24 protein-coding genes are annotated in these 23,869 nt (G+C 64.5%); 8 read left to right on the top strand and 16 right to left on the bottom strand.

Going from position 1 to position 23,869, the window contains the following annotated elements; translation table 11 throughout:
* Positions 1 to 4: 4 nt before the first annotated feature.
* From MJ8_RS25115 to MJ8_RS25085, 7 genes are all read right to left on the bottom strand, one after another.
* Entirely contained in the window at positions 5 to 1,756 is a 1,752-nt protein-coding gene (locus tag MJ8_RS25115) for an autotransporter outer membrane beta-barrel domain-containing protein (RefSeq protein WP_225248041.1), read from the bottom strand.
* Positions 1,753 to 4,497: a beta strand repeat-containing protein gene (locus MJ8_RS25110; RefSeq protein ID WP_201411351.1), complete on the bottom strand. Its 2,745-nt coding sequence runs from the start codon at positions 4,495 to 4,497 to the stop codon at positions 1,753 to 1,755. Before MJ8_RS25110 ends, MJ8_RS25115 begins: the two co-directional genes overlap by 4 nt.
* Positions 4,466 to 4,792, bottom strand: a complete 327-nt coding sequence (locus MJ8_RS25105) for a hypothetical protein (protein WP_201411350.1) — start codon at positions 4,790 to 4,792, stop codon at positions 4,466 to 4,468. Before MJ8_RS25105 ends, MJ8_RS25110 begins: the two co-directional genes overlap by 32 nt.
* 394 nt (positions 4,793 to 5,186) lie before the next feature.
* On the bottom strand, positions 5,187 to 5,366 hold the full coding sequence (locus tag MJ8_RS25100; RefSeq protein WP_201411349.1) for a hypothetical protein: 180 nt from the start codon (positions 5,364 to 5,366) through the stop codon (positions 5,187 to 5,189).
* A gap of 150 nt (positions 5,367 to 5,516) precedes the next feature.
* Positions 5,517 to 5,693, bottom strand: coding sequence for a hypothetical protein (locus MJ8_RS25095; protein ID WP_201411348.1), 177 nt, complete (start codon positions 5,691 to 5,693; stop codon positions 5,517 to 5,519).
* A gap of 49 nt (positions 5,694 to 5,742) precedes the next feature.
* Positions 5,743 to 7,053 carry a hemolysin family protein gene (locus tag MJ8_RS25090; RefSeq protein ID WP_201411347.1) on the bottom strand — a complete coding sequence of 437 codons (1,311 nt, stop codon included), beginning with the start codon at positions 7,051 to 7,053 and terminating at the stop codon, positions 5,743 to 5,745.
* A 74-nt stretch (positions 7,054 to 7,127) separates the two neighbouring features.
* Positions 7,128 to 8,042 (bottom strand): LysR family transcriptional regulator, encoded by a 915-nt coding sequence (locus MJ8_RS25085; protein ID WP_201411346.1) that lies wholly within the window; start codon positions 8,040 to 8,042, stop codon positions 7,128 to 7,130.
* A 124-nt stretch (positions 8,043 to 8,166) separates the two neighbouring features.
* Here MJ8_RS25085 and MJ8_RS25080 point away from each other — a divergent pair, with 124 nt between their 5' ends.
* The gene (locus MJ8_RS25080; RefSeq protein ID WP_201411345.1) at positions 8,167 to 9,189 is read left to right on the top strand and encodes a zinc-dependent alcohol dehydrogenase family protein; all 1,023 of its coding nucleotides are present in this window, start codon (positions 8,167 to 8,169) and stop codon (positions 9,187 to 9,189) included.
* Between the two features lie 15 nt (positions 9,190 to 9,204).
* On the opposite strand, the gene MJ8_RS25075 is transcribed toward MJ8_RS25080, so the two are convergent.
* The 4 genes from MJ8_RS25075 to MJ8_RS25060 all read right to left on the bottom strand — a co-directional run bounded on the left by MJ8_RS25075 (position 9,205) and on the right by MJ8_RS25060 (position 12,529).
* A complete protein-coding gene (locus tag MJ8_RS25075; RefSeq protein WP_201411344.1) occupies positions 9,205 to 9,912 on the bottom strand; it encodes an LssY C-terminal domain-containing protein in 708 nt (235 codons plus the stop codon).
* 104 nt (positions 9,913 to 10,016) lie between these two features.
* A complete protein-coding gene (locus MJ8_RS25070; protein ID WP_201411343.1) occupies positions 10,017 to 10,844 on the bottom strand; it encodes an extensin family protein in 828 nt (275 codons plus the stop codon).
* A 137-nt stretch (positions 10,845 to 10,981) separates the two neighbouring features.
* Entirely contained in the window at positions 10,982 to 12,028 is a 1,047-nt protein-coding gene (locus tag MJ8_RS25065) for an extensin family protein (RefSeq protein WP_201411342.1), read from the bottom strand.
* Between the two features lie 75 nt (positions 12,029 to 12,103).
* Positions 12,104 to 12,529: a DUF3775 domain-containing protein gene (locus MJ8_RS25060; RefSeq protein ID WP_201411341.1), complete on the bottom strand. Its 426-nt coding sequence runs from the start codon at positions 12,527 to 12,529 to the stop codon at positions 12,104 to 12,106.
* Positions 12,530 to 12,707: 178 nt separating this feature from the next.
* Between MJ8_RS25060 and MJ8_RS25055 the strand changes: the two genes are divergently transcribed.
* Entirely contained in the window at positions 12,708 to 13,244 is a 537-nt protein-coding gene (locus MJ8_RS25055; protein ID WP_140640788.1) for a tetratricopeptide repeat protein, read from the top strand.
* Positions 13,245 to 13,600: 356 nt separating this feature from the next.
* Entirely contained in the window at positions 13,601 to 14,074 is a 474-nt protein-coding gene (gene greA, locus MJ8_RS25050; protein WP_201411340.1) for a transcription elongation factor GreA, read from the top strand.
* A 140-nt stretch (positions 14,075 to 14,214) separates the two neighbouring features.
* Here the strand turns inward: greA and waaC are convergent, their stop codons facing one another.
* The 3 genes from waaC to rfaD are packed head-to-tail and all read right to left on the bottom strand — an operon-like array spanning position 14,215 to position 17,116.
* Positions 14,215 to 15,189: a lipopolysaccharide heptosyltransferase I gene (gene waaC, locus MJ8_RS25045; RefSeq protein ID WP_201411339.1), complete on the bottom strand. Its 975-nt coding sequence runs from the start codon at positions 15,187 to 15,189 to the stop codon at positions 14,215 to 14,217.
* Positions 15,186 to 16,193: a lipopolysaccharide heptosyltransferase II gene (waaF, locus tag MJ8_RS25040; RefSeq protein WP_201411338.1), complete on the bottom strand. Its 1,008-nt coding sequence runs from the start codon at positions 16,191 to 16,193 to the stop codon at positions 15,186 to 15,188. Before waaF ends, waaC begins: the two co-directional genes overlap by 4 nt.
* The gene (gene rfaD, locus MJ8_RS25035) at positions 16,166 to 17,116 is read right to left on the bottom strand and encodes an ADP-glyceromanno-heptose 6-epimerase (RefSeq protein WP_201411337.1); all 951 of its coding nucleotides are present in this window, start codon (positions 17,114 to 17,116) and stop codon (positions 16,166 to 16,168) included. The genes waaF and rfaD overlap by 28 nt, the downstream gene beginning before the upstream one ends.
* Before the next feature lie 264 nt (positions 17,117 to 17,380).
* Here rfaD and rfaE1 point away from each other — a divergent pair, with 264 nt between their 5' ends.
* From rfaE1 to MJ8_RS25020, 3 genes are read left to right on the top strand one after another with little or no spacing between them, the layout of a single operon-like run.
* Complete coding sequence (rfaE1, locus tag MJ8_RS25030; protein ID WP_201411336.1) at positions 17,381 to 18,865, top strand: D-glycero-beta-D-manno-heptose-7-phosphate kinase; 1,485 nt, start codon at positions 17,381 to 17,383, stop codon at positions 18,863 to 18,865.
* Between the two features lie 7 nt (positions 18,866 to 18,872).
* On the top strand, positions 18,873 to 19,445 hold the full coding sequence (locus tag MJ8_RS25025; RefSeq protein ID WP_201411335.1) for an SIS domain-containing protein: 573 nt from the start codon (positions 18,873 to 18,875) through the stop codon (positions 19,443 to 19,445).
* Positions 19,438 to 20,067: an HAD family hydrolase gene (locus MJ8_RS25020; RefSeq protein ID WP_201411334.1), complete on the top strand. Its 630-nt coding sequence runs from the start codon at positions 19,438 to 19,440 to the stop codon at positions 20,065 to 20,067. The genes MJ8_RS25025 and MJ8_RS25020 overlap by 8 nt, the downstream gene beginning before the upstream one ends.
* 69 nt (positions 20,068 to 20,136) lie before the next feature.
* Here MJ8_RS25020 and MJ8_RS25015 read toward each other — a convergent pair whose 3' ends face one another.
* On the bottom strand, positions 20,137 to 20,613 hold the full coding sequence (locus MJ8_RS25015) for an Lrp/AsnC family transcriptional regulator (RefSeq protein ID WP_201411333.1): 477 nt from the start codon (positions 20,611 to 20,613) through the stop codon (positions 20,137 to 20,139).
* A 275-nt stretch (positions 20,614 to 20,888) separates the two neighbouring features.
* On the opposite strand from MJ8_RS25015, the gene trxB reads away from it, so the two are divergent.
* Complete coding sequence (trxB, locus tag MJ8_RS25010) at positions 20,889 to 21,863, top strand: thioredoxin-disulfide reductase (protein ID WP_201411332.1); 975 nt, start codon at positions 20,889 to 20,891, stop codon at positions 21,861 to 21,863.
* A 72-nt stretch (positions 21,864 to 21,935) separates the two neighbouring features.
* Complete coding sequence (locus tag MJ8_RS25005; protein ID WP_140754530.1) at positions 21,936 to 22,832, top strand: LysR family transcriptional regulator; 897 nt, start codon at positions 21,936 to 21,938, stop codon at positions 22,830 to 22,832.
* 155 nt (positions 22,833 to 22,987) lie between these two features.
* Here the strand turns inward: MJ8_RS25005 and MJ8_RS25000 are convergent, their stop codons facing one another.
* Positions 22,988 to 23,485: a methyltransferase family protein gene (locus MJ8_RS25000; protein WP_201411331.1), complete on the bottom strand. Its 498-nt coding sequence runs from the start codon at positions 23,483 to 23,485 to the stop codon at positions 22,988 to 22,990.
* Between the last annotated feature and the right edge of the window lie 384 nt (positions 23,486 to 23,869).

The following is a 23,869-nucleotide window of genomic DNA, read 5'->3' as shown; positions in this document are numbered from 1 at the left end:
TGATCTACCACTTCACGCTGAAGCCGACGGTGCCGCCGAAAGCATGGCTGTCGCCGAAATCCTCCAGGCTCGAGCGGGCAAGCAACTCGCCATGCACGGAATAGCGGTCCTCGGCCCAGCTCAGCGCGCCGCCGACGTCCAGCCCGCCCCACAGTTGCTGCGGCTTGCTGGTCAGTCGGGTGCCTGAGACATCGACATCGGTGCCGTCGAGGAAATCATAGTAGAGATTGGCGATGCCGTAGACATGCGAGCGGCTCGTCTCGCCTGTGCGATCCTTCCACTCGCTCTCATAGTCGGCGGAGAGGCCGATGCGGCCGATCAGGCTACCGCTGGTGTCGCTGGAGACTAGCGCCCCATAAGGATCGGTGAAATTGTCGAAATCGCCGGAAGCGTAGCTCAACTGCGCCTGCGGCGTCAGCGACCAGTTGCCATGAAGCGCGATCTTCTGCCCGGCCTCGATGCTGAGGCCGTAGCCGAAGCCGTTGTTGCCGTCGGCGAGCTTCTTGCCGAGCGTCGCGGAAGAGAGATCGCTGTCGAACCAGGTCAGCTCGGCCTGCGTGTCGACATAGAAACCGTTCCTGCCGTACCAGGTCAGCGTGCCGCCGAAGCCATAGCCGGTTGCGTCGATCGAGCCGGTGCCGAAGGACGAGGAGACGTCGGACTTCACCGTGCCGTAGTGGACGGTGAGGCCGCCAATCAGCGTGCCGGAGGTGGTTTCGGAGAGCAGCACGTCGAGGCCGGCCTGCAGCCGCCAGAGATCGGCGTCATAATCGGTGCCGGTGGTGCTCGTGCCCGGCTCGAATTCGCTGTGCGAGGCCTCGATGCGTCCCCAGATCGGGCCTTGGTTTGCCCCGCCTGTCGCTGACGGGGCGACGACAGTCCAGGAGCGATTGCCGATGCGCTGCTGCAGTGTGCCGAGCTGGGTGAAGCTTTGCAACGCGCCGGCATAGGCCTCGTAGATAGGCGCGGCCGGTGAATAGAGCGGCGTCGTCGGGCCGCCAGGGGTGATCAGCGCCGAGCGCAGATACCAGTCGCCGTCGGCAGGCGTGTTGACGCCGTTCTGGTAGAGCCGGTAGGCATAGGCGCCCGCCACCACCGCTTGGTCGCCTTGGAAGATATAGTCGCCCTGCAGGTTGAAGGTGCCGGCCGAGGCGCCGCCGACATCGATGATCTTGATGCCGTTGACGGTTTGTGCGCCGGCGCCGCCGACCGGGATTACCTTGATGATGGCGGTGCCGGAAGTATCGCCGGTGATGATCACCTTGTCGGTGGAGGAGGCATCGCCGTCGAGCATCGCCTCGATCTCCACCGTGCCGCCGGCGCCGGCGAAATTGCCCTGGATGGTCAACTGGCCGATCGAGTTGCCGGGCGCGATCACGCCGCCGGCTTGCAATGTCGTCGACCCAACCGTGCCGTTGCCGCCAAGCGCGCCGCCACTCAGGATCGTCACGGCGGAATTGGCGAGCGAACCGATGACCGAGAGCTTGCCGGCCTCGATCGTCGTGGCGCCGCTGAGCGTGTTGGCGCCGGTGAGGTTGAGATTGCCGCTCCCCCTCTTGGTCAGCGTGCCGGTGCCGTCGATGACGGCGGCAAAGCTGGCGTCGAGCGGCTGGTCGAAGACAAGCGCCGCGTTGTCGTGGATGTTGCCGGTGCCGAAACTCGTCGCCTGGCCCGTCAGCGTCCCGGCCGAGACGGTCGTGCCGCCGCTGTAGGTGTTGGTGCCGGAAAGCACCAGCGTACCGGAATCGGTCTTCACCAGACCGCCGCTCCCGGCGATCTCCGCGGCGATTGCGCCGTCACGCCGGCGTCCGTCTTGATCATCGTGGCAGCGGTGTTGGTGGTGAGCGTGCCGCCGTTGATCACATAGCCATCGGTCATGAACTGCATGCCGGTGAAGCCGACCGTGCCGGCGGAATTGTCCACCGTGACAGTGCCGGCCCGACCGCCGAACACCGCGAAATCCTGACCCCACGGCCCGTTGATCTCGCCGTCGGCCTCGGTCCAGTTTCGGTTCGCCGCGGCCCACACACCATCGCCGCCGTCGATCAAGCCATTGTCATGCAGCCCTGCATTGCCGCCGTCCCAGAAGCTCAGAGTTGCCCCGGCCGCGGAGATCAGATTGACCTGTCCGTTGATTGCGGTCTGGATGAAGAGATCGCTCGCGGCGACGGGCGTGGTCCCGAACTGAAGGCCGTTGTCGGTCAACGCACCGCCGTAGTTTATGAGCCGATAGACGCCGGGGCCGAAGCCGCCGACGTCGGTGATGTTCAGCGTGCCGTCGAGGGTGAGATCACCGTTGACCTCGATCAAGTCGTTGACGCCGTTGCCGATCGTCCCGGGAATGCCGAGCTCGTAATCGAGTTTCGCGCCCGCGTTGAGCGTCAGCGAACCGACTGTGAGCGTGCCGGGGCTGTTGCCCGGCGCGACGGTGCCGTCCACCGTCACCGGCCCTGCAATCGTTCCGACCCCCGACAGAGTGCCGGAACTGTTGACGCCGACGGCTGTATTTCCAAGCGAGCCGTTCACGCGCAACACGCCTGCGTCGACCGTCGTTGCGCCGGTATAGGTGTTCGTGCCTGAGAGCGTGAGCGTGCCGCTGCCCAGCTTGGCAAGAGAGCCTCCGGTGCCTGAGATCGAGCCGGAGAACGCGGTGCTGGCGTCGCCGCCGATCGTCAGTTTCCTGTCGCCGAGATTCACATTGCCGGCACCCGACAAGGAGCCGATCGTCTCGTCATCGCTGTCTATGCCGGTAAAGATAGAGGAGATAGGAGGCCGCACGAGCGACAGCGTGGCGCCGCCCGCCACCGTGACGGCCGAGGCGTCGGGAATGGAGTCGATCCCCGCGCCGACCGCGAAGAGCGTGCCGCCTAGGATTTGCGTCGCGCCCTGATAGCTATTGTTGCCGGCCAGCACCTGGCGGTAGGCGCCGGTCTTGACGAAGCCGCCGGCTCCGGTGATGCCGCCGTAGAACAGGGCAGTCGTGTTGGCGAAATTCGTGCTGGTCGTGAGGTTGCCGACAAGCTCGACCGTGCCGGCATCTCCCGAGAGCGTGCCGATTGTCTCGTTGCCGAGGACGCGGAACACACCGGCCTGGGCGATCACGGCGGACTGGTCGCCGATCGCGTTGCCGCCCTCGGCCTCGAGGGTTCCCCCCAGGATTCGCGTGCCGCCGGTGTAGCTGTTGTTGCCTGACAAGGTCAGCGTATCGGCGCCTGTCTTGGTGAAAAGGCCGGCGCCGCTGATGGTGCCCGTCAGATCAAGGTTGGCATCGGTCTGGAATGTGCCATTGCCGGTCAGCGTGACATTGCGGCCGCTGGTGAACGCGGACGTCGTCTGCAGCGTGCCGCCGTTGAAGGTCAGGCCGCCTGCAGTGTCGCCGAGATTGTCGTCGGCGGAGACCGACAGCACGCCAGCCGAGATCGTGGTTCCGCCGCCATAGGTGTTGGCGCCGGTGAGTTTGGTCGTGCCGCTGCCGATCTGCTTCACCGCGCCGCTGCCGGAGATGGTGCCGGCAAAGGTGGAGACGTCGGAGCGGTCGAAGGCCAAGGTGGCGTTGTTGGTGACATTGCCGAGAATGCTGCCTGTCGTGCCCCCATTGCCGATCTGCAAAGTGCCCTGCGAGATCGTCCAGGCCTGCGTGGCGGTGTTGTCCGCCGTCAGCGCCCAGGTGCTATTGCCTGTTTTTTCGAAGATGTCGAAGTTCTGGTACTGGCCCGTGTCGCCGATCACGCCGTTGAGCACCGCGGAGCTATTGCCGCCGAGCCGCAGCGTGTCGCCGGTGCTTAAGGTGCCGGCAATCACGTTGCCGATGATCTGCGAGCCGGCCTGAAGCTCCAGCGTCGACGCGGAGCCGACATTGTTGGAAAACAGGATAGCGGTGGTCGAGCCGGCGCCCGCGCGGATCGTGCCGGCGTTGACGACCGAAACCGTCCAGGAGGAGTTAATATCGGGGCCGATTGCCGCCGAGCCGTTGCCGCCTTCCAGAGTCCCATAGTTGGTTATCGAGATGCCAGCTCCCCGGCTCCTGATCGCGAAGTTGCCGGTGCCGACGCCCGTCAGGTCAGAGCCGCCACGGATCGTACCGTAGTTCACGACCGACCCGGGCTTGGTCGCGGTGCCCGTTACATAGATGCCGGCGCCGGCATATCCGCCATGGGTGTTGCCGCCCTGGATCGTGCCGGTGGTGTCGTTGATGACTGTTGCGCCGGCGCCGGAGATGCTCACGCCGGCCGCGGCCGCTCCTGTAAGGGTGCCGTTCGTCCCAGTGCCGCCGTTGACGGTGCCGTTGTTGACAAAAGTCACGACGTTCGTGAGTGTCACACCAATGCCGCCATTGGTGCCGGAGGTTCCGGCGCCACCCGATACCGACCCGTTGTTGACGACCTGCGCCGTGGTGCCTCCCACAGTCGTTACCCCGCTGTTGAAGACAAGGCCGGTGCCGGGCGTTGTGGTACCAAGCTGGTCGCTACCGGTGAGCGTTCCCGAGAAAGTGACCATTCCGCTGGTCAGAGGGCCGCCAGTGAAGCGGACAGTGCCCGAACCTGAGCCGGCAGGCGTGCCCGACAAGATAAAGCCCTGTGTGTCGATCGATAGCGACTTGGTCGGTGTCGGCAGCGAGTTCGGAGCCGCCATTGGCCAGGGTGATGGCGTTACGCAGTTCCGTCTCGCTGCTGACGAAATAGGTCATCGCCGAGGCCGCACCCGGAAGCAGGCAGGCGATCGCCGCGCCGCTCACGCCGGCAAGGAGCATCCCGCCCCGCATGCGCCGAAGCGCGCCGCCGCTCGTCTTCATTGGCCTGCCTCGCCCGAAATCCGCCGCCCGCCATGCCGGATCGCCGGGACGGCGTGCCGACGAAAGCGTCAAGAAGTTAACTTGGCGTTTGATTCCTGTCGCGAAGTTGAATCGTCGATTACTGATTTATTTCCCGCCGTTACTTAAAAGCAACATTAGGTTTCAGGAATATAAGCAGTATAAATATAAGCTTTGAATCGAATACGCGGATAGTAGCCGCCAGCGAAAGGAGGGCGGAGCCCGGGCGGTCGGCCCGCTTACCATGGTGACACAGGATTTGCGGGCCGGACCTTGTCCCACGGCTTGGCCGCCCAGGGCAACAGTTGGTTAGCTTCGCCCTTGGCGGCCAACGTTGGCAATCGATAGTCCGTGCGCGCGCCCGAGCCCGGACCAATCAAACGGAACCGCGCTCAAGCTCCGCCGACAACTGAACCAGGTCGGAAACGCCCTGTCCGAAAAGCATCATGACCCTGATCGCGATCCGTTCGCGACCATCCTTGTCGGCGATGTGGTGTCTAGCGCAATAGTCGTTCAAGGCTTTTGTGAGAACGTCGAGCTCGGCGGAATCCGCCACACCGCATGCTGACATGCTTGCCTCCCTGACAGGGCGAAAGCCTGATGACCGCTTCCAGGCGTCCGCTTGCCTCTGTTCGGTATGGACGACGAATGAACGGTACGCCCGAAATGTGACCGTTACGAGTCACTTTGCGCAGGCGGCGTCCACCTACTTCTTCTTCAGCAGCCGCGCCTCCCGAAGAAGCGAACTGGCGTCGATGCCGATCATCTCGACCAACTCGCGGGCCTGGGCCTCGGTGATCCCGGTTTCCTTCACGAGAAACCGGACGCGGAATTCCTTCTCCGCCTTCAGTCGCTCGTCGCGTTCCTGCTTGTCTTCGGCCATGGATCTTTCCCCATGCCCTGAAACTGCAAGGAGGCGACCAAGGTTCCGTTCAGCGCACGACCTGCCGGTGGCCGTCGGGCAGGCGGGTGGCGATCAGCTTGTCGATGCGGCGGCCGTCGAGATCGACCACCTCGAAACGCCAGCCCTGCGCGTCGACGCACTCGCCGGTGGTCGGCAGATGATGGAGATGCGACAGCACATAGCCGGCGACGGTCTCATAGTCGCGGTTTTCCGGCAGGTCGATGCCCAGCACCTCGGCCATCTCGTCGGCCTGCATATAGCCGGCGAGCAGCCATGAGCCGTCGTCACGCTTGACCGCGTTCTCCTCCTCGCCGGCCTCGAGGTCGGAACGGAACACGCCGGTGATCGCTTCGAGGATGTCGGCCGGCGTGACGATGCCTTCAAAATGACCGTATTCGTCATGGACCAACGCCATCGGCACGTCAGATTCGCGCAGCCTCTGCAGCACGTCGAGCGCGTCGGCCTGGTCATGGACGATGGGGGCGGCGCGCACATGCTGGCGCGGATCCAGCACTCTTCCGGCCAAAAGGGCGGCCAGCACGTCGCGCGTCTGGATGACGCCGACCATGGCGTCGACATTGCCGTCGCCGACGGGCAACCGCGAGTGCTGGGTATCCATCAAGAGCTTTCGAACCGCGGCTTCGTCGGCTTGCAGGTTGAGCCAGTCGACCTCGGTGCGCGGCGTCATGACGGCGCGCACGGCGCGGTCGCCGAGGCGCATGACGCCGGCGATCATGCGGCGCTCGTCGGATTCGATGGTGCCGTGATGCTCGGCCTCGGCGACCAGCATCTTGATCTCCTCGTCGGTAACCTTCTCTTCCGCCTCGCCGGCTTGGCCGAGCAGCCATAGCACCGCGCGGCCGGAAATGTCGAGCAGGAAGACCAGCGGCGCAGAGATGGTGGCGAGGATGGTCATGGCCGGCGCGGCGCGGGCGGCGACGCGCTCGGGATCGCGCAGCGCGATCTGCTTTGGCACCAGTTCGCCGACGATCAGCGAGGCATAGGTGATCACCGCGACGACGATGCCGACGCCGACGGGGTCCGCGATGTTTTCGCGGATGCCGGTCGAGGCCAGATATTGCGCCAGCCTTTCGCCGAGCGTCGCGCCCGAGAAGGCGCCCGAGAGAACACCGACGAGCGTGATGCCGATCTGCACCGACGACAGGAACTTGCCGGGGTTCGAGCCGAGCGCCAGCGCGCGGCCGGCGCCCTTGACATTGCGGTCGATCATCGCCTTGAGGCGGGCGGGCCGCGACGAGACGATGGCAAGTTCCGACATCGACAGAAGGCCGTTCACCAAGATGAGGACGGCAACGACGGCGATTTCAACGTAAAGCATGGGCGGTCAATAGCATTGCTGCAGTGCATTCGAAAATAGCCTGCCGGTATTTTTGGAAGATGACAGACGCAGTGTCAGGCGGCATCCCAGAGCGGCGCCGAAAAATGCCCGACAAGCGCATCGATGACCACGCGAACCTTCGGCGTCAGCGCGCGTGTGAGGGGCCACACGGCATGGACGACGATGTGCTCCACCAGATGATCCGACAGGACCATTTCGAGCGCGCCGCGCCTCAGGCTCTGACCGGCAAGCCAGGTCGGCAGGAAGGCGATGCCGCAGCCGGCAAGCGCGGCATCCAGCATCGGCTCGCCGTGGCCGAGCACAAGCCGCGCCTTGGGCACGAAGGTGGTGAGATGTCCGGCGCCGTCGCGGACGGCCCAGGGTCGGACGACGCCTTCGCGCCCGTAACCGATGACACTGTGCTGAGCGAGGTCGTCGACCGATTGCGGGCGGCCATGCCGTTCGAGATAGTCGGGAGAGGCGCAGATCGCCGAACGCTGGGCATAGATGCGGCGTGCCGCAAGCGACGAAGAATCGTCGAGCTCGCCCATGCGCACCGCAAGGTCGATGCCTTCCTCGATCAGGTCGACGCGGCGGTCGTTGAAGGAGATCTCGATCGTCAGGTCCGGAAACCGCCTGGATATGTCGAGCAATACCGGCGCGACGCATCGGCGGCCGAAGGCGAGCGGCACATCGACCCGAAGCCTGCCCGACGGAACCTGCCGGCGCGAGGCGAGCAACGCTTGCCCGGCCTCGATCTCGGCAAGCGCCCGCGCGCAGGATTCGTAGTAGCTCATGCCTTCGCTGGTCGGGCTGAGGCTGCGCGTGGTGCGGTTGAGGAGCCGCACACCCAGCCGCTGTTCCAGTTGCGCGACCGACTTACCGATCGCCGACTTCGTCACATGCAGCCGCTCGCCGGCGCCGGTGAAGCTGCCGGCTTCGACGGCATTGACGAATGCGATGATGCCCTGGAGGTCGGCGGGGTCCATATCGATTTCCTATTGTAAATTAAAACTCTTCAATATGTCGCCGAATATGCCGCATTGCGGCACTATTTTCCATAGTCGGATCGCATAAATCTCTCGCGCACCCATCAACCAAGGAGCGCGACGCATGGGCACCGACAGCAACAGATCGTGGCAGATGAGCGGGTTCGGCCTTTCGAACCTGCAGCCAGTGGAAGGCAAGATCCCCGATCCGGGCCCGCACGAGCTTCTGGTGCGCACGAAAGCCGTCTCACTTAACTACAAGGACAAGATGATCGTGGACGGCGTGCTTATCCCCGACCTGTCCTTCCCTTTCGTGCCGACCTCGGACGCCGTGGGCGAGGTCGTCGCGGTCGGCGGTGCGGTTAGCCGCTTCAAGGTCGGACAGCGGGTGCTGGGACAAGTGATCGCCGACTGGCCGGATGGCGACGCACCGGCCGTGCTCCACCAGCACACGTTGGGCTCCTCGCTTCCAGGCATGCTGTCCCAGCATGTCGTCTTCGGCGAGGACGCGGCGGTGCCGGCGCCGGCCTCGCTGAGCGATGTCGAGGCCGCGACGCTGCCGATTGCGGGGCTGACCGCCTGGTTCGCGATGGCGGAGGCGACAAGACCGGTGCCGGGCCAGACCATCCTAATCCAGGGCACGGGCGGCGTGTCGCTGTTTGCGCTGCAATTCGCCGCCGCCTTCGGCCTGCGCGCCCTCGTCACGTCGAGCAGCGACGAGAAGCTGGAGCGCGCCAAGGACCTCGGCGCGTGGCGGACGATCAACTACCGCACCCAGCCGGCATGGGACGAGACCGCTCGCGCCATGACCGACGGGCTTGGCGTGAACCATGTGCTGGAAATGGTCGGCGGCGACAATGCGCGCCGGTCGCTCAACGCCCTTGCCGCCGACGGCCGGCTGTCCATCATCGGCCTGCTCGGCGCGACGGAGATCAGCTTTCCGATCCTGTCCTTCATGCGCAACCGCATCACAGTGCAAGGCCTGTCCATAGGCCACCGACGCGCCTTCGAGCGCATGAACCAGGCGATAGAGGCGCTCGGCATCAAGCCGGTCGTCGACAAGGTCTACGGCTTCGACGAGGTGCCGCAGGCGATCCAGCATCTGGAAAAGGGACCGTTCGGCAAGATCGTGATCACCACCGCCTGAGGGCGCGGGGCAAGGTCACTGCAGCGTCTTCAGCACGCCGATCATGGCCATGCCGTCGGTGAAATAGGGATCCCCGCCGCCGTTGCGTCCCGTCTTTGTGGCGCCGATTCCCGGAATCTCGTCGGTCGACGTGAGCTGATCGGCGGCCTTCAGGTCGCCGATCAGGAAGTCGCGCTCCGCGTCGATGTCCGGACCGATATGGTGGGTGACGGCGCCGGTGTCGTGACTGAAGCCGACGCCGCGATCGAAGCTCGCGGCGCCCAGCCAGAGCGGGCGGCCGTCGTCGCCGACCGTGTCCGTCTGCCAGAACCGGACGTGGTGGCGTCGGTCGGCGCTGTCGGCCACCGGTTTCTCGAAGGCAAGATCCTGGGCGCGGCCCTCGAACAAGAGGCGGCTCATCGGCGCATCGGGATAGGGGCGGGAAAACAAGACACTTTCGCCGATGTCGATCGCGGTCCTGAGCGTCACGGCATCGGCCGTATCCCAGCCCGCGACCGCGAAGGCGTGGACGACTTCCTTCTCGGTGCCGACAAGGCCGACATTGATCGGATCGCCGGGAATGCCCTGCGGCGTATGCGTCACCATCTCGAAGGGGCGGGTGCGGAAGCCACGCTCCCGCCAGGTCCAGAATTCCGGCGCGGCGACATAGGCGAGCGCCAGATAGAAGGCGCAGATGGCCGCCAGCCAGATCGCCGCGCGCCGCCTCAGGCTTCGTTCACCCACGACCGACCGCTCCCAAATCCTTGCGCGAACATTTTATGCGGCGCTGGCCGTTTTGGGGCAAAGACCTGCGGAGCCAGGCTGGCGACATGATCAGGACGAAGCAGTCAGCGGCAGGCGCGGTAACCGCTTTTGCGGTTCTTGATGTCGAAATGGAAATGGTTGCGGTGATCGTAATTATAGCCCGGGCCGAGCACGGTGGTGAAATACTGGCAGCCGTCGGCGCGCACATTGTTGAGGAAGCCGCGGGTGCGGAAAGCGAACAGGCCAGGCTTGCGCACGTCGATGTCGTCGCCATTGTTGAGCTCGATGCTCATGACGTCGAGGGCGTTGCCCTTGCCGTGCTCCGAGAGCACGCCTTCTCCGGCGATGTTGCGGCAGGAATAGCTGGAGCCCTGGTGGATCGCCTTGACGCCGGAGAAATAGCGCCAGCGGGCAGCCGGCTGCAACTCGTTCCTGGTCCAGGCGGCGAAGGTGGCGGCCATGTTGCAGGTCAGCGTCGCCGCCGGCTTCATCGCGACGCTGCCGATCGCTGTCACCTTCACCGGATAGTCGATGCCGCACTGGCCTTCATGGATCGGCTGGATGTCCTGATAGACGACGCCCATCCGCTTCAGCTCGTTGCGGCAGTCGATCTCGCTGGCGGGCATCTGCTCGAGCGGCGACATCGGCTCGTCCATGCGCGGATAGGCGGCCTGGGTCATATAGGGGTTGGACGGCACGAGGCGCTGCAAGCCGGAATATTGCCGCGCATCGGGCTGCGGCACGGCAGCGGTCTGGCTGCCGACATCGACGGCCGGCTGCAGGGCGAAGACGTCGCCGGTCGTGCAGGCCGATATCGCCGCGATGGCGCTCGCCGCCAGCCCGAAGACCGCGATCCGCGCACACGTGTTCCGTTGCGCCGCCATCAGCACAGCGCCAAGTCTTCGAGCCATCGAAAGGCGTCCTTGTCCCCGAATGGCACAAGGTTAACCCTCAACAGTAAAGGAAAGATCAGCGCCGGCATTCATGCCTTGGGCGGAATTGCGGCGCTGTTCTTGCCGGGACGTGACAGAAACTTCCGAGATCGCGCCTACTGGCAGAACGTGCCACCGTGCCCGCGCGGCTCCAGATCGAGGTGGAAATGCATCGCGTGGTCCGGGTCCGCACCGGGTCCCAGCACTGTCTTGAACGGCCCGCAGGCGGCCTTGCGCACCGTGTCGAGGAATTTTGCGTCCTTCTCCGGCGGTGCCGGCCCGACCTCGATATTCCTGCCGTCCGATAAGGTGAAGCTCGCGATGTCGAGCGCGTTGCCGAAGGCGTGTTCCGACAATTTGCGGGTGCCGTTGCGGGGCCGGCAGACAAAGGCCGAGGCCTGGTTGACCGATTTCAAATCGGCTCCGAGTTGGGCCTTGGCCGCAGGCTGGACGACATCGGCCATGAAGCGCGCGGCCGCCTCGGCCATCGGGCAGTTGAGCTCGGCGCCGGGGCTGATGCCGATGGATTTGCCGAGCGTCTTCAAAATTATCGGATAGGGGATCGAGCAGCCGATTTGCGCATCGTGCTCGGCCTTGTGCTCCTCGAACTCGACGCCCAGCGCCCTCAGCCGCTCGCGACACGCAGTCTCTTGCGCCGGCATCTTGTCGGCCGGCATCTCGGCCGACCGCGGATCGGGGAGCATCTTTTCCTCGCCCGGCTGTTCGGGTTTTTCCGGCGGTTGCGGCGCGGTTTCCGGCGGCTCCGGCTCCAGTTCGGCGGGCTTCTGCGGCGGCGTCGGCACGACGTCCGGCGTCTCAGGTTCGGATTCCGCGCGCGGCTCGGATTGGGCGCCCTTCGAACGCGGCGGACGGGCGTCCCATTTCGGATGCGACTTATCCTGGTTGAGGAAGTCGTCATTGGTGTCGAGTTGGCTTTTGTCTTGCCCGGAGTTGTCGGCGCCGTTCTCCAAGTCCTGGGGACGCGACCCCGGAACAGGTGTTGTCGGCGGCGTTTCCGGCACCGGAGCGGCGCTCTGGCTGGCCGGCGGCCCGTGTCTCTTGTGCCGATGATGATGCTTGGCCGAGGCCGGCGTAACCAGCAGGATCGCGGCTGCCACAGGCAGCGCCAGTCTGCAAAGTCGTGAAAGGCTCAGCGTTGCCATCGCCCCGAAACGGCGGTCGTGTCGCGAAGTTGCCTGCGCCGGCAGCCTTGCCGATCACAATCGGTTACCGGCGCGTTACGCGCCGATGGCTTCAAGGCCTTCCTCCAGCCAGTCGGCAAGCATCGGCAGGCCAAGCAGATATTTGGCCGTGCGCCTCCTGGGGCGCTCCCTGGCGGCGGCCACGGCATCCGCCCATTCGGATGCGTCATAGTCGCCGCGACCGACCCAGGCGAGCGCGACCAGCTCGGCCGCTTCGTCGATGTTGAGATCGTTGATCAGCTCGCGGAATTCCTCCTCGGTAAGGTCCTCCGAGGCTTCCTCGACAAGGCCGTCATGGTGATGGCTGGCATGCGTGTCGCCGTCGAACTCGACCTCGTGCTCGGCGCCGTCGTCGTAGTCCTCGTTGACGGCGGCGCTCAGCGCCTTCGCCTTGAGGATGAACAGGCGCACCGTGTCCGGGTCGATCGAAAGTTCCCACTCCTTCTCGAGGCGCTGCTGCACGGTCCTTCTCCACGTGATGCGCTCGGCCCCGATGATAGCGGATTTGCAGCGCGCGTCACGCCTGGAGGCAACGGCTTCCTTCCGGTCGTGGAAAATAGTTCGGCAGCGGCTCGCATTTCGGGATGAAACCGCCCCGAGGCGGCGTTAACCTGCCATTGTCACGCTCATGGAGGCTTCGATGCGCAGACGTTTGCTTGTTCAGGTCATGGCTATCGCGGCGCTGCCGCTGTTCGTTGCGCCGGCTTTCGCAGCTGGTGAAGGCGGCAGCAGCGGTGGCCAGACGACCACCACCTGCAAGAAGGGCGAGGTCTGGGACAAGAAGAAAAAGAAATGCGTCGTGCCGCAATATGGCATGCTGGACGACGACAGCATCTATGAGGCAGGACACGATCTGGCGATGGCCGGGCGCTACGACGAGGCGATCTCGGTGCTGACGCTCGCCGCCAACAAGCAGGATCCGCGCATCCTCAATTACCTCGGCTATTCGCACCGCCATTCGGGCCGCGTCACCGTCGGCCTCGGCTATTACGAGGAAGCGCTCAGGATCGACCCGAACTACACGCTGGTGCGCGAGTATCTGGGCGAGGCGCATCTGCAGATCGGCGATCTTGCCGGCGCCCAGCAGCAGCTCCAGGAAATCGAAAAGCGGACCGGCAAGGGTTCGCGCGAATACGGCATGCTGTCGGAGCAGATCGATCATTTCCTGAGGAGCTGAACAGGGCTTCGAGGTCTTTAGAGCGGTTCACCGTTTCACGGAAACGGCGACCGCTCTTTCTCTATTTCACGCAATTCCGGACGGAAAACCGCTCACACTTTTCCTGGAATTGCTCTTCGAACCGGCCGCCGGCAATCGCAGCCGGTTTTCGTTTGCCGCGCCGCGGACCCCGCGAAAGCGGTGATCATTTTGCCGAATTTCATTTTTGGGCGTGAAAATCGCGCGAAGATTGCTATATTCAGGGAAATTGTGGTGAGACGGTTCCGTTAGCCCGAGGCTGCCGGACCGTTTTCTTTTTGTACCTATCGACAAGGCCGCTCCCGAAAACGGGGGCGGCGGCAGGAAAGGTCAGGCATATGATCAAGGTCCCGATGACAGGCGAGGGGTTCGCGTCACTGAAGGAAGAGCTCCGCTGGCGTCAGCAGGAGGAGCGTCCGCGTATCATCGAGGCGATTTCCGAAGCGCGCTCGCATGGCGACCTGTCGGAAAATGCCGAGTATCACGCGGCGAAGGAGGCGCAGAGCCACAATGAAGGCCGCATCAACGAGCTCGAGGATCTGATCGCGCGCGCCGAGGTCATCGACGTCTCCAAGCTTTCCGGCGACAAGGTGAAATTCGGCGCGACGGTCGTGCTCGTCGACGAGGACACCGAGGAAAAGAAAACCTATCAGATCGTCGGCGACCAGGAAGCCGACGTGAAGTCCGGCCGCATCTCTATCTCCTCACCGATCGCGCGCGCGCTGATCGGCAAGGAAGTCGGCGACGCCATCGAGGTCAATGCCCCGGGCGGCGCGCGGGGGTATGAGATTGTCGAGGTGCAGTTTATTTGAGGACCTTTTGATAATTCTACTCCGGCGGCCGACTAGCGCGGTTTTCTGCGCTTCCGGTGCTCACGTACTTTAAGTACGCTTCGCTCCGGTTCTCGAAAACCACGCTATTCGACTCGCCAGAGCGAATTCTGAAAAGGTCCTCACGTCGGCGCGTTTGATCTGAGCGTCAGCAACCGCTCCGCTTCAGCCACCACTTCAGCCGGCGCGACCTTGCCGCCGGCTGGCGCAAGCAAGGTCGATGCAAACTTCCCGCGCGGGCCGGTGAGACCGGGTTCCGTCGCCAGGAAGATGGCGATTGTCGGCAGGCCGAAGGCGCTGGCGAGGTGGGTGAGGCCGGTGTCGGCGCCGATGACGAGCGCCGAACGGCCAAGGATCGCGGCGATCTCGGCGAGCGGCGATTTTGGAACCAGAACCGTCCTTGGCACAGCTCCGACAATGGCTTCCGCCACTTTCCTTTCCGCATCGTTCGACCAGGTGACCACCGGCGTGAAGTGCCGGCCGGCCAGCCGGCGCGCGGTCTCGATCCAATCCTCGACCGGCCATTTCTTGTCCTCGCGGCTGGTGCCGTGCAGCAGGAAGGCGATCCCGCCTTCAACGCCGGCCAAGCCGCCTGCCGGCGGCACGATGTCGGACTCGAGCGCCGACAGGTCGGGTTGGTAGCCCAGCGCCAGTCCGAACAGCCGCCTGGTGCGCTCGATGGCGTGAAGGTCGCGCGGTACGGGATATTTGCGCTGATAAAACAGCGTCGCCGAAGGCTCGCGGGCGCTCGCTCCGTCGAAGCCGGCAATCGGCGCGCCGGCTTGGATGGCGACCAGGGCCGACTTCAACAAGCCTTGCGCGTCGATGACAAGATCGTAGCGGCAGGCGCGGAGCGCTCTGCGCAGCCCGGCCATCTCCCGCCAGGTTTCGCCGTGGAAAAGCCTCTTGCGCCATCGCCGGACAGCCGCCTTGTGGATGGTGCCAATCGCTGGATGCAAGGCCACGATGGCGGCAAACGGCTCCTCCACGCACCAGTCGAAGCTGACATCGGGGCGGTTGCGGATCGCGTCTTCGACGGCCGGAAAGGTGTGGATGACATCGCCCATCGACGATGTCTTGACGATCAGCACCTTCATGCCGCTGCCGGAACCTCGAGCAAGCGGTCGGCCGCGGCGGTGACGCGGGCGACATCGAGCGTCTTCAGGCAGTTGAGATGGCCGAGCGGGCAGACCTTCTTGTGGCAGGGCGAGCAGGACAGATGCAGCCAGATCAGCTCCGAGCGCTCGCTGAGCGGCGGCGTGTTCTCGGGCGAGGTCGAGCCGTAGACGGCGACGATCGGCGTGCCGACGGCGGCCGCGACATGCATCAGGCCGCTGTCGTTCGAGACCGCAAGCTTTGCCGCGGCGATCAGGTCGATGGCGTCCTCCAGCCGCGTCTTGCCGGCAAGGTCGATGACGCCCGGAACAAGTGCTACGATCTCAGCCGTCACGCCGGCATCATTCTTCGAGCCGAGCAACGCGACACCCAGTCCCTTGGCCATCAGGTCCCGGGCGAGCCCAGCATAGTGATCGCTCGGCCAGCGTTTTGCCGGGCCGAACTCGGCGCCGGGCATGAGCGCTACGAATTTCTTGCCGGTCAGTCCGAACCGAGCCAGCAGATCGGCTTGATTGGCGTTGTCGACGGTAAGCTTCGGCGCACGAAAGGTGCCGCCGCGCGCGAGGCCGAAATAGGCGCGCGCCGTGCGCCGTTTCAAGGCTTCGGGCAGCGGCACCACGTCGGTCAGCAGGCCGTAACGCATCTCGCGCAGATTGCCGACGCGGCGCGGAATGCGGGCGAAGAATGGGATCAGCGCCGATTTCCAGCTTCCCGGCAGCACATAGGCCATGTCGTAGCGGCCGCGCAGCAAGCGGCCGAAGCGCCTGCGGCTGCGGAATTCGAGTGCCCCCGGCATCAGTGGAAAATCGATCTGGCTGCGAATCTCGGGCATGCGCTTGACCAAAGGCGCCGCCCAGGCGGGCGCCAACACGTCGATCGCCGCATGCGGATGCTTTTCCTTCAGCGCCGCGAACAGGCACTGCGCCATGACCATGTCGCCCACCCAACGTGGGCCGATCACGAGGATCGTTGGGCCTTCAGCCATTCGACATAGTCCCTGACGCCGGTTTCGACTGTGCGGAACTGGCCATTGTAGCCGGCCGCGCGCAAGCGGGACATATCAGCCTGCGTGAAACTCTGGTAGCTGCCCTTGAGATGGTCGGGAAAGGGGATGAATTCAATCTCACCCTTGCCGAGCGTGTCGATCACCGTCTCGGCGACGGCGCGGAACGGCTGGGCGCGGCCGGTGCCGCAGTTGAAGATGCCGCTCAAACCACGCTTCCAAAGCCATAGATTGACCTCCGCGACGTCGCCGACATGGATGAAGTCGCGGCTCTGCTCGCCAGGGCCGAAGTCGCCATAGGCGCCGAAAAGTTTCGGGTTTTCGCCGCGCTCGACCTGGTTGAAGAGATGGAAGGCGACGGAGGCCATGGCGCCCTTATGCGCCTCGCGCGGCCCGTAGACGTTGAAGTAGCGCAGCCCCGTCACCTGCGAATGATCGGTGTCGAAGACGTTGCGGCGGACATAGTCGTCGAACAACTTCTTCGAATAGGCATAGACGTTGAGCGGGCGCTCGAAGTCGGGCTCCTCGCGGAACTCGCTGCCGCCGCCATAGACGGATGCGGAGGAGGCATAAAGGAAGGGCACGCGTAGAGCGAGGCAGGCATGCAGCAGCCGCTTCGAATAGGCGTAGTTCACGTCCATCATGAACTTGCCGTTCCACTCGGTGGTGGTCGAGCACGCGCCCTGGTGGAAGACGGCCTCGATGCGGCCGAGCCCGCCATCCTCGATCCGCGCGAGAAAATCGTCCTTGTCGAGATAGTCGGCGATGCGAAGGTCGGCGAGGTTGGCGATCTTGTGGCCGTCGGTGAGATCGTCGACGACGACGATGTCATCATGGCCCTCGGCATTGAGAGCGGCGACGATATTGGAGCCGATCATGCCGGCGCCGCCCGTGACGATGATCATGAAGGCCTCTGCTGCTTACGATTCCGGCTCTTATAGGTGAGGTGGGCGGGAGTGTCGATAAAGCACGTTCGCGGGCTAGGCCGGCGATGCTTGGCCATAGTCGCGCCGCAAAGCTCCCGCTTCACTCGCGCCTGTTCCGCCTGCCCGGTTCGCAGCCTGCCGTTGCGCTGGCCCGAATTGCGGTATATCGGCATCGCAAATACGATGGGCGCTGCAATTCCGGCGCCTCAAACCGACCAAATCCGCCCTCGGGGCGCCAGCGAGATGATCAAGCACAATCCGCCTTCTCCGGAACCTTTGCACCGCACCATCGCCCGGTTCGGCGACGTCACCGTGCTGGTGGTGGGCGATTTCATCCTCGACCGGTTCGTCAACGGCGTGATCGAGCGCATCTCGCCGGAAGCTCCCATCCCGGTGCTGCATGGGCGGGGCGAGACGCTGAACATGGGCGGCGCGGGCAATGTCGTCTCCAACATCGTCTCGCTGGGCGCGGCCGCGATACCCGTTTCGGTGATCGGCGCCGACCAGGCGGGCAACAATCTGATGCGGATGCTCAGCGAGATCGGCGTCGACACTGACGGGCTCCTGCAGCGCCAGGACCGCATGACCTCGTCGAAAAGCCGCTTCAGCGCCCTCAACCAGCAGGTGCTGCGTTTCGACGAGGAAGAGATCAAGCCGCTCACCTCCGCCGAGCGGGCGAAGCTCATCGATCATTTCCAGGCGACGCTTGGCCGCGCCGATATCGTTATCCTTTCCGACTACGGCAAGGGCATCCTGCTCGATGGCGTCGCCGGCGAATTGATCGCGATCTGCCGCGATGCCGGCAAGCCGGTGCTGGTCGATCCGAAGGGGCACGACTATGCGCGCTATGCCGGCGCCACGGCGGTGACGCCGAACCGCAAGGAGCTCGGCGAGGCGGTCGGGCGCAAGGTGTTCGGCGACGACGAGATCGTCGCCGCCGCACGCGACCTGATCGCCGCGCATGAGTTCGAGTTCATCGTCGCGACGCGCAGCGAGAAGGGCATGAGCGTGGTCTCCGCCGAGGATGCCCGCCACATCTCGACCCAGGCGCGCGAGGTTTTCGACGTTTCCGGCGCCGGCGACACGGTCATCGCGAGCTTCGCGCTGTCGCTCGCCGCCGGCGCCGACCGGGTGCACGCCGCCGTCATCGCCAACGCGGCCGGCGGTGTCGTGGTGGGAAAGCGCGGCACGGCACGGCTGAACGTCGAGGAATTGTCGGGTGCGCTGTTCCGCTCGCACGGGCCGACCGTTCACCAGGACGCCATTCTCGATTTCAATGCCGCGGCCAGGATGGTCGCCGCCTGGAAGGAAGAGGGGCTGACCGTCGGCTTCACCAATGGCTGCTTCGATATCCTGCATGCCGGCCATGTCAGCCTGCTGCATGCCGCGCGCAGCCAATGCGACCGGCTGGTGCTCGGCCTCAACAGCGATAACTCGGTGCGCCGGCTGAAGGGGCCCGGACGTCCGGTCAACAACCAGCACGACCGTGCCTGCGTGCTGGCCGCGCTTGCCTCGGTCGATGCCGTCGTCGTTTTCGAGGAGGACACGCCGCTCAAGCTGATCGAGGCGCTCTTGCCGGACATCCTGGTCAAGGGCGCGGATTACACGATCGAAACCGTGGTCGGCGCCGATGTGGTCCAGAAGGCGGGCGGGCGCGTGGTGCTGGTCGACCTCGTCGCCGGCAAGAGCACGACGAACACGATCGGCAGGCTGCGTGCCGCAAACTGAGGGTCTCATGTCCGATTTGAACGACTACCTTGTCCGCTCCGCGGCGGCGATCTCGGCGATGGTCGAGCGTGATCTGACCGGCGAGATGGAACGCGCCGTGAGCACGGTGGTGACCGCGCTGTCGCAAGGCAAGGCGCTGCTGATCTGCGGCAATGGCGGCTCGGCGAGCGACGCCATCCATATCGCCGGCGAGCTGGTCGGCCGCTTCCTGAAGGAGCGCAAGGCCTACAACGTCATTGCGCTGCCGGCGAACGCCGCGGTGCTGACCGCCTGGGGGAACGACTACGGCTTCGACACGGTCTTCTCGCGCCAGGTCGAGGCGCATGGATCGGAAGGCGCCGTGCTGCTGGCGATCTCGACCAGCGGCAATTCGCCAAGCATCCTTGCCGCCGCCGAGCAGGCGAGGGCGATGGGCATGACGGTGATCAGCCTGACCGGCGAGACCGGCGGCAAGCTCAAGCCGCTGACCGACATCCTGCTCAACGTGCCGTCGACCTCGACGCCGATCATCCAGCAGGGGCATCTGTGCCTCTACCACCATATGTGCGAGGCGGTCGAAGCGCGTCTCAGCAATGGCTGAGAGCGAAGGCTTTCCGCTGGCCGAGCCGGGGCTTTGGGTCGAGCGGGTTGGCGACCGGAGCTTTCCGGCGGGCCGGCCGGCGCTGTTTCTCGACCGCGACGGCACAATCAATGTCGATACCGGCTATCCCGACGATCCGGCGGCCATGGTGCTGCGCGACGACATCGCGCCGGTCATCGAGGCCGCGAACGGGCACGGCATCCCGGTCGTTGTCGTTACCAACCAGTCCGGCATCGCCCGCGGCTATTTCGGCTGGGATGCGTTCGCACGCGTCAACGAGCGCGTGCTCGACCTGCTGGCCGACCAGAACGCCTTTGCCGACATGGTGCTGGCCTGCGCTTATCACGACGCCGGTTCAGGTCCTCTCGCGATTGCCGCTCACCCGATGCGCAAGCCCAATCCGGGCATGCTGCTGGAGGCGGGCCGCCGGCTCGGCCTCGATCTGAGGCGATCGCTGATCGTCGGCGACAAGCCGGCCGATATGGAAGCCGGCCGTCGCGCCGGTCTCAAGCGCGGCTGGCTCGTCGACGGCGAGGTCTCGACGATGGACGGGCTTTCGGTCTCGCCGCTGCGCGACGCCGCGGACTTTGAAGGGCTGCTTGCCGCGATACGGTCGCTCTGATCGCAGACTGATTCAATATCTGGCGCTAAGCTCGTTGTTTGCGCTGGGGAATTTCCACAAGCCGGCGCATTAAGTCGGGAACGCCACTAGGCCTTCGTCCTTGACGCGGCGGATGGTCAAGGCGGTGCGCACCGTGTCCACATTCGGGGCTGAGGCCAATTCCTCGATGACGAAGGTCTGGAAGGTGCCGAGGTCGCTCGCCACGCAATGCAGGAGGAAATCGGATTCGCCCGAAACCATCCAAGCGTCGCGCACGATCGGCCAGCCGCGCGTGCGTTCGGCGAAGGTTTTCAGCTCGGCATCGGCCTGATGATGCAGGCCTATCAGGCAGAAGGCGACGACATCCATGCCCAGCGCCGGCGCGTTGAGCAGCGCGCGGTAGCCGCGGATGATGCCGGTCTCTTCCAGCCGCCTGACGCGGCGCAGGCAGGGCGGCGCCGAGATGCCGACCCGGTTGGACAATTCGACGTTGGTCATGCGGCCGTCAGCCTGCAGCTCGCGCAGGATCTTCCAGTCGATGGCGTCGAGATCGGCTTTGAGCGGCATGATCGGCTTTCGCGCAAGAATCTTTCGCGATTTTGTAATTTGGTTTCGCCCGGGAGGCTATCCCTTTGCGATGATTTTCTCCTTGTTTGATGCATGTCGTCATCCCAGAGCCGTACACACCTCCCGGGCGGCATGCATTGGTGGCGGGCGCGATATGGCCCGGTATGCCGGGGATGAAGCTTTCCGGGGACGAAGGCCAACTTGCCTTGCTGGTCCCACGGGCAACACTTACATTACGCGCGACAAACCACGGCCGCGCGCCGCAGGGGACTTTCATGAACACGAAACATGCGCCCGTTCTTATCATCGGTTCCGGCCCGGCCGGCTACACGGCGGCGATCTATGCCGCCCGCGCCATGCTGAAGCCGATGCTGGTCGCCGGCCTGCAGCAGGGCGGCCAATTGATGATCACCACCGATGTCGAGAACTATCCGGGCTTCGCCGATCCGATCCAGGGCCCGTGGCTGATGAGCCAGATGCTGGCGCAGGCCGAGCATGTCGGCACCGACATCATCAACGACATCATCACCGAGGTCGATCTCAATGTACGGCCGTTCCGCGCCATCGGCGATTCCGGCACCGTCTACACGGCGGACGCGCTGATCATCGCCACCGGCGCGCAGGCCAAGTGGCTGGGCATCCCGTCGGAGCAGACCTTCATGGGCTTCGGCGTTTCGGCCTGCGCCACCTGCGACGGGTTCTTCTACCGCGGCAAGGATGTGGCGGTGGTGGGCGGCGGCAATTCGGCGGTGGAGGAAGCGCTCTATCTGTCGAACCTCGCCAAGAGCGTCACCGTCATCCACCGGCGCGGCGATTTCCGCGCCGAGCGCATCCTGCGCGAGCGGCTGCTCAAGAAGGACAATGTCCGCGTCATCTGGGACACGGTGGTGGACGAGATCACCGGACGCCCGGGCAAGGCGCCGCTGCCGCCTTCCGTCGAGGGCCTGACGCTGCGCAATGTCGTGACCGGCCAGGAATCGAAGCTGACGGTCGACGGCGTGTTCGTGGCGATCGGTCATGCGCCCGCGGTCGAGCTCTTCGTCGGCAAGCTGAAGCAGAAGCCGAACGGCTATCTGTGGACGGCGCCGGATTCGACCCGCACCGACGTGCCCGGCGTGTTCGCGGCCGGCGACGTGACCGACGACGTCTACCGCCAGGCGGTGACGGCGGCCGGGCTGGGCTGCATGGCGGCGCTCGAGGCGGAAAAATATCTGGCGGGCATCGAGGTTCACCGCGAAGCGGCGGAATGACAGATCGGCTGAAAAAAGCCGTTTAAAAGCCTGATTTTTCATTCAGACGCCAAAGGCAACGCGAGGGGAATCATGGCGCTGGACTGGGACAAATTACGCGTATTTCACGCAGCGGCGGAGGCTGGGTCGTTCACCCATGCCGCCGAGACGCTGCATCTGTCGCAATCGGCCATCTCGCGGCAGGTCAGCGCGCTGGAGCATGATGTCGGCGTAGCACTCTTCCACCGCCATGCGCGCGGCCTGGTGCTGACCGAGCAGGGCGAGATGCTGTTCCGCACGGCGCATGACGTGCTGATGAAGCTGGAAACCATCAAGACGCGGCTCACCGAAACCAAGGACCGGCCGTCGGGCGTGCTCAGGGTGACGACCACGGTGGGCCTGGGCGCCGGCTGGCTGACCGAGCGCGTGCAGGAATTCATCGAGCTCTATCCCGAGATCAGCCTTCAGCTGATTCTTGCCAATGAGGAGCTCGACCTGACCATGCGCCAGGCCGATTGCGCCATCCGGCTCCGCCAGCCGCAACAGCCGGACCTTATCCAGCGCCGGCTGTTCACGGTGCATTTCCACCTTTACGCGGCGCCATCCTATATCGCCAAGTTCGGCAAGCCGGCTTCGATCGCCGAACTCAGGAACCATCGCATCGTCACCTTCGGCGTGCCGGTGCCTTCGCATCTGTCGGAGCTCAACTGGCTGGAGACGGTGGGCGATTTCGAGGGCGCGCAGCGCGTGCCGACGCTGCAGATCAACGACATCCTGTCGATCAAGCGGGCGGTGCAAGGCGGCGCCGGCATCGCCATGCTGCCGGACTATGTGATCAGCAAGGACACGAATCTGATCCAGCTGCTGCCGGAGACAGAGGTGCCGTCCTTCGACACCTATTTCGCCTATCCCGACGCGATGAAGAACCAGGCGAAGCTGCACGTTTTTCGCGATTTCATCATCGCCAAGGCCCGTAGCTGGTCCTACTGAGGGGGTGCCTATATTCAGATGAGGCCGGCCTGCGAACGGCAGCCTCCTGCGCTTCCGGCAGTCACGTACGGAAATACGCTCCGTTCCCGTTCTCGGAACCTGCCGTTCTCGGCCCGGCCTGACCTGAATATCGGCACCCCTCGGAACGGGGCGGTTCAACCGCGCCAGGGTGTCAGCCGCGGCAGCCAGCCGGGCACGGCGCGGCGATAGACCTCGTATTCCTCGCCATAACGGCTGGCGAGTGTAGGCTCTTCGTAGAGCTTGACGAAGGAGATCATCGCCGCCGCGGCGATGAGGCCGTAGACCAGCACCGGCCAGCTTGAAAAGATGAGAGCCTGACCAAAGATGATCGCCAGCACGGCGACATACATAGGGTTGCGCACATGACGGTAGATGCCGCCGATAACCAGTTTCTCGGTTGGCGCCACGGGAGCGGGCGTGCCCAGGCCTTCGAGAGCAAAGCGGGCGAAAGCATGAAGCAGGATGGCAGCCGCTCCGATCACAAGAATCGAGCCCACGGGCACAGAGCCCGGCAGAGCCGACAGAGGTTTGCGATAATGATCGGTCAGCAGCCAAGGCGCCAATCCGGCGACAACGCCGGGCGCCGCGACAAGGAACAACGCGCTGCCGGCGATTGCTGAAAAAGTTCGCATCATCGGTCTCCTGCCGTAAAAATAAACTCGGCTTGCCGAAATCGACATCATTTCGCCGGCTCGCCTGTTTTCGAGCAAAATCGGGCCGATCTTGCATTCAAGCAGTCGCTTTAGGGCTGGAAACGCACCGAAATCGGCGATTTTTCTGGTCCTATGGGTTCCAAGAATAGGTTGGACCACAGCCTGCGTCTTTTTGCATGCGTGTGTTGCAAAATAGATGCTTGTTTCTTGGGCATGATGAGCACATATATAGTGACATCTCCAGGGCGCGTTCTCCTCCCATTAGCGCCCTCGAGTGTTCCCCTCTGGAGGTTAGCCCTAATCGGCACTTCCAATCAAACTCAGCCGGATCTTTATTGATCCGGCTTTTTTGTTGCCCACGGC

This window comes from Mesorhizobium sp. J8 (assembly GCF_016591715.1).
In the GTDB taxonomy this organism is placed as follows: Bacteria; Pseudomonadota; Alphaproteobacteria; order Rhizobiales; family Rhizobiaceae; genus Mesorhizobium.
Note: the sequence above shows the minus strand (reverse complement) of the source record. Positions and strands in the feature narration are given on the sequence as shown.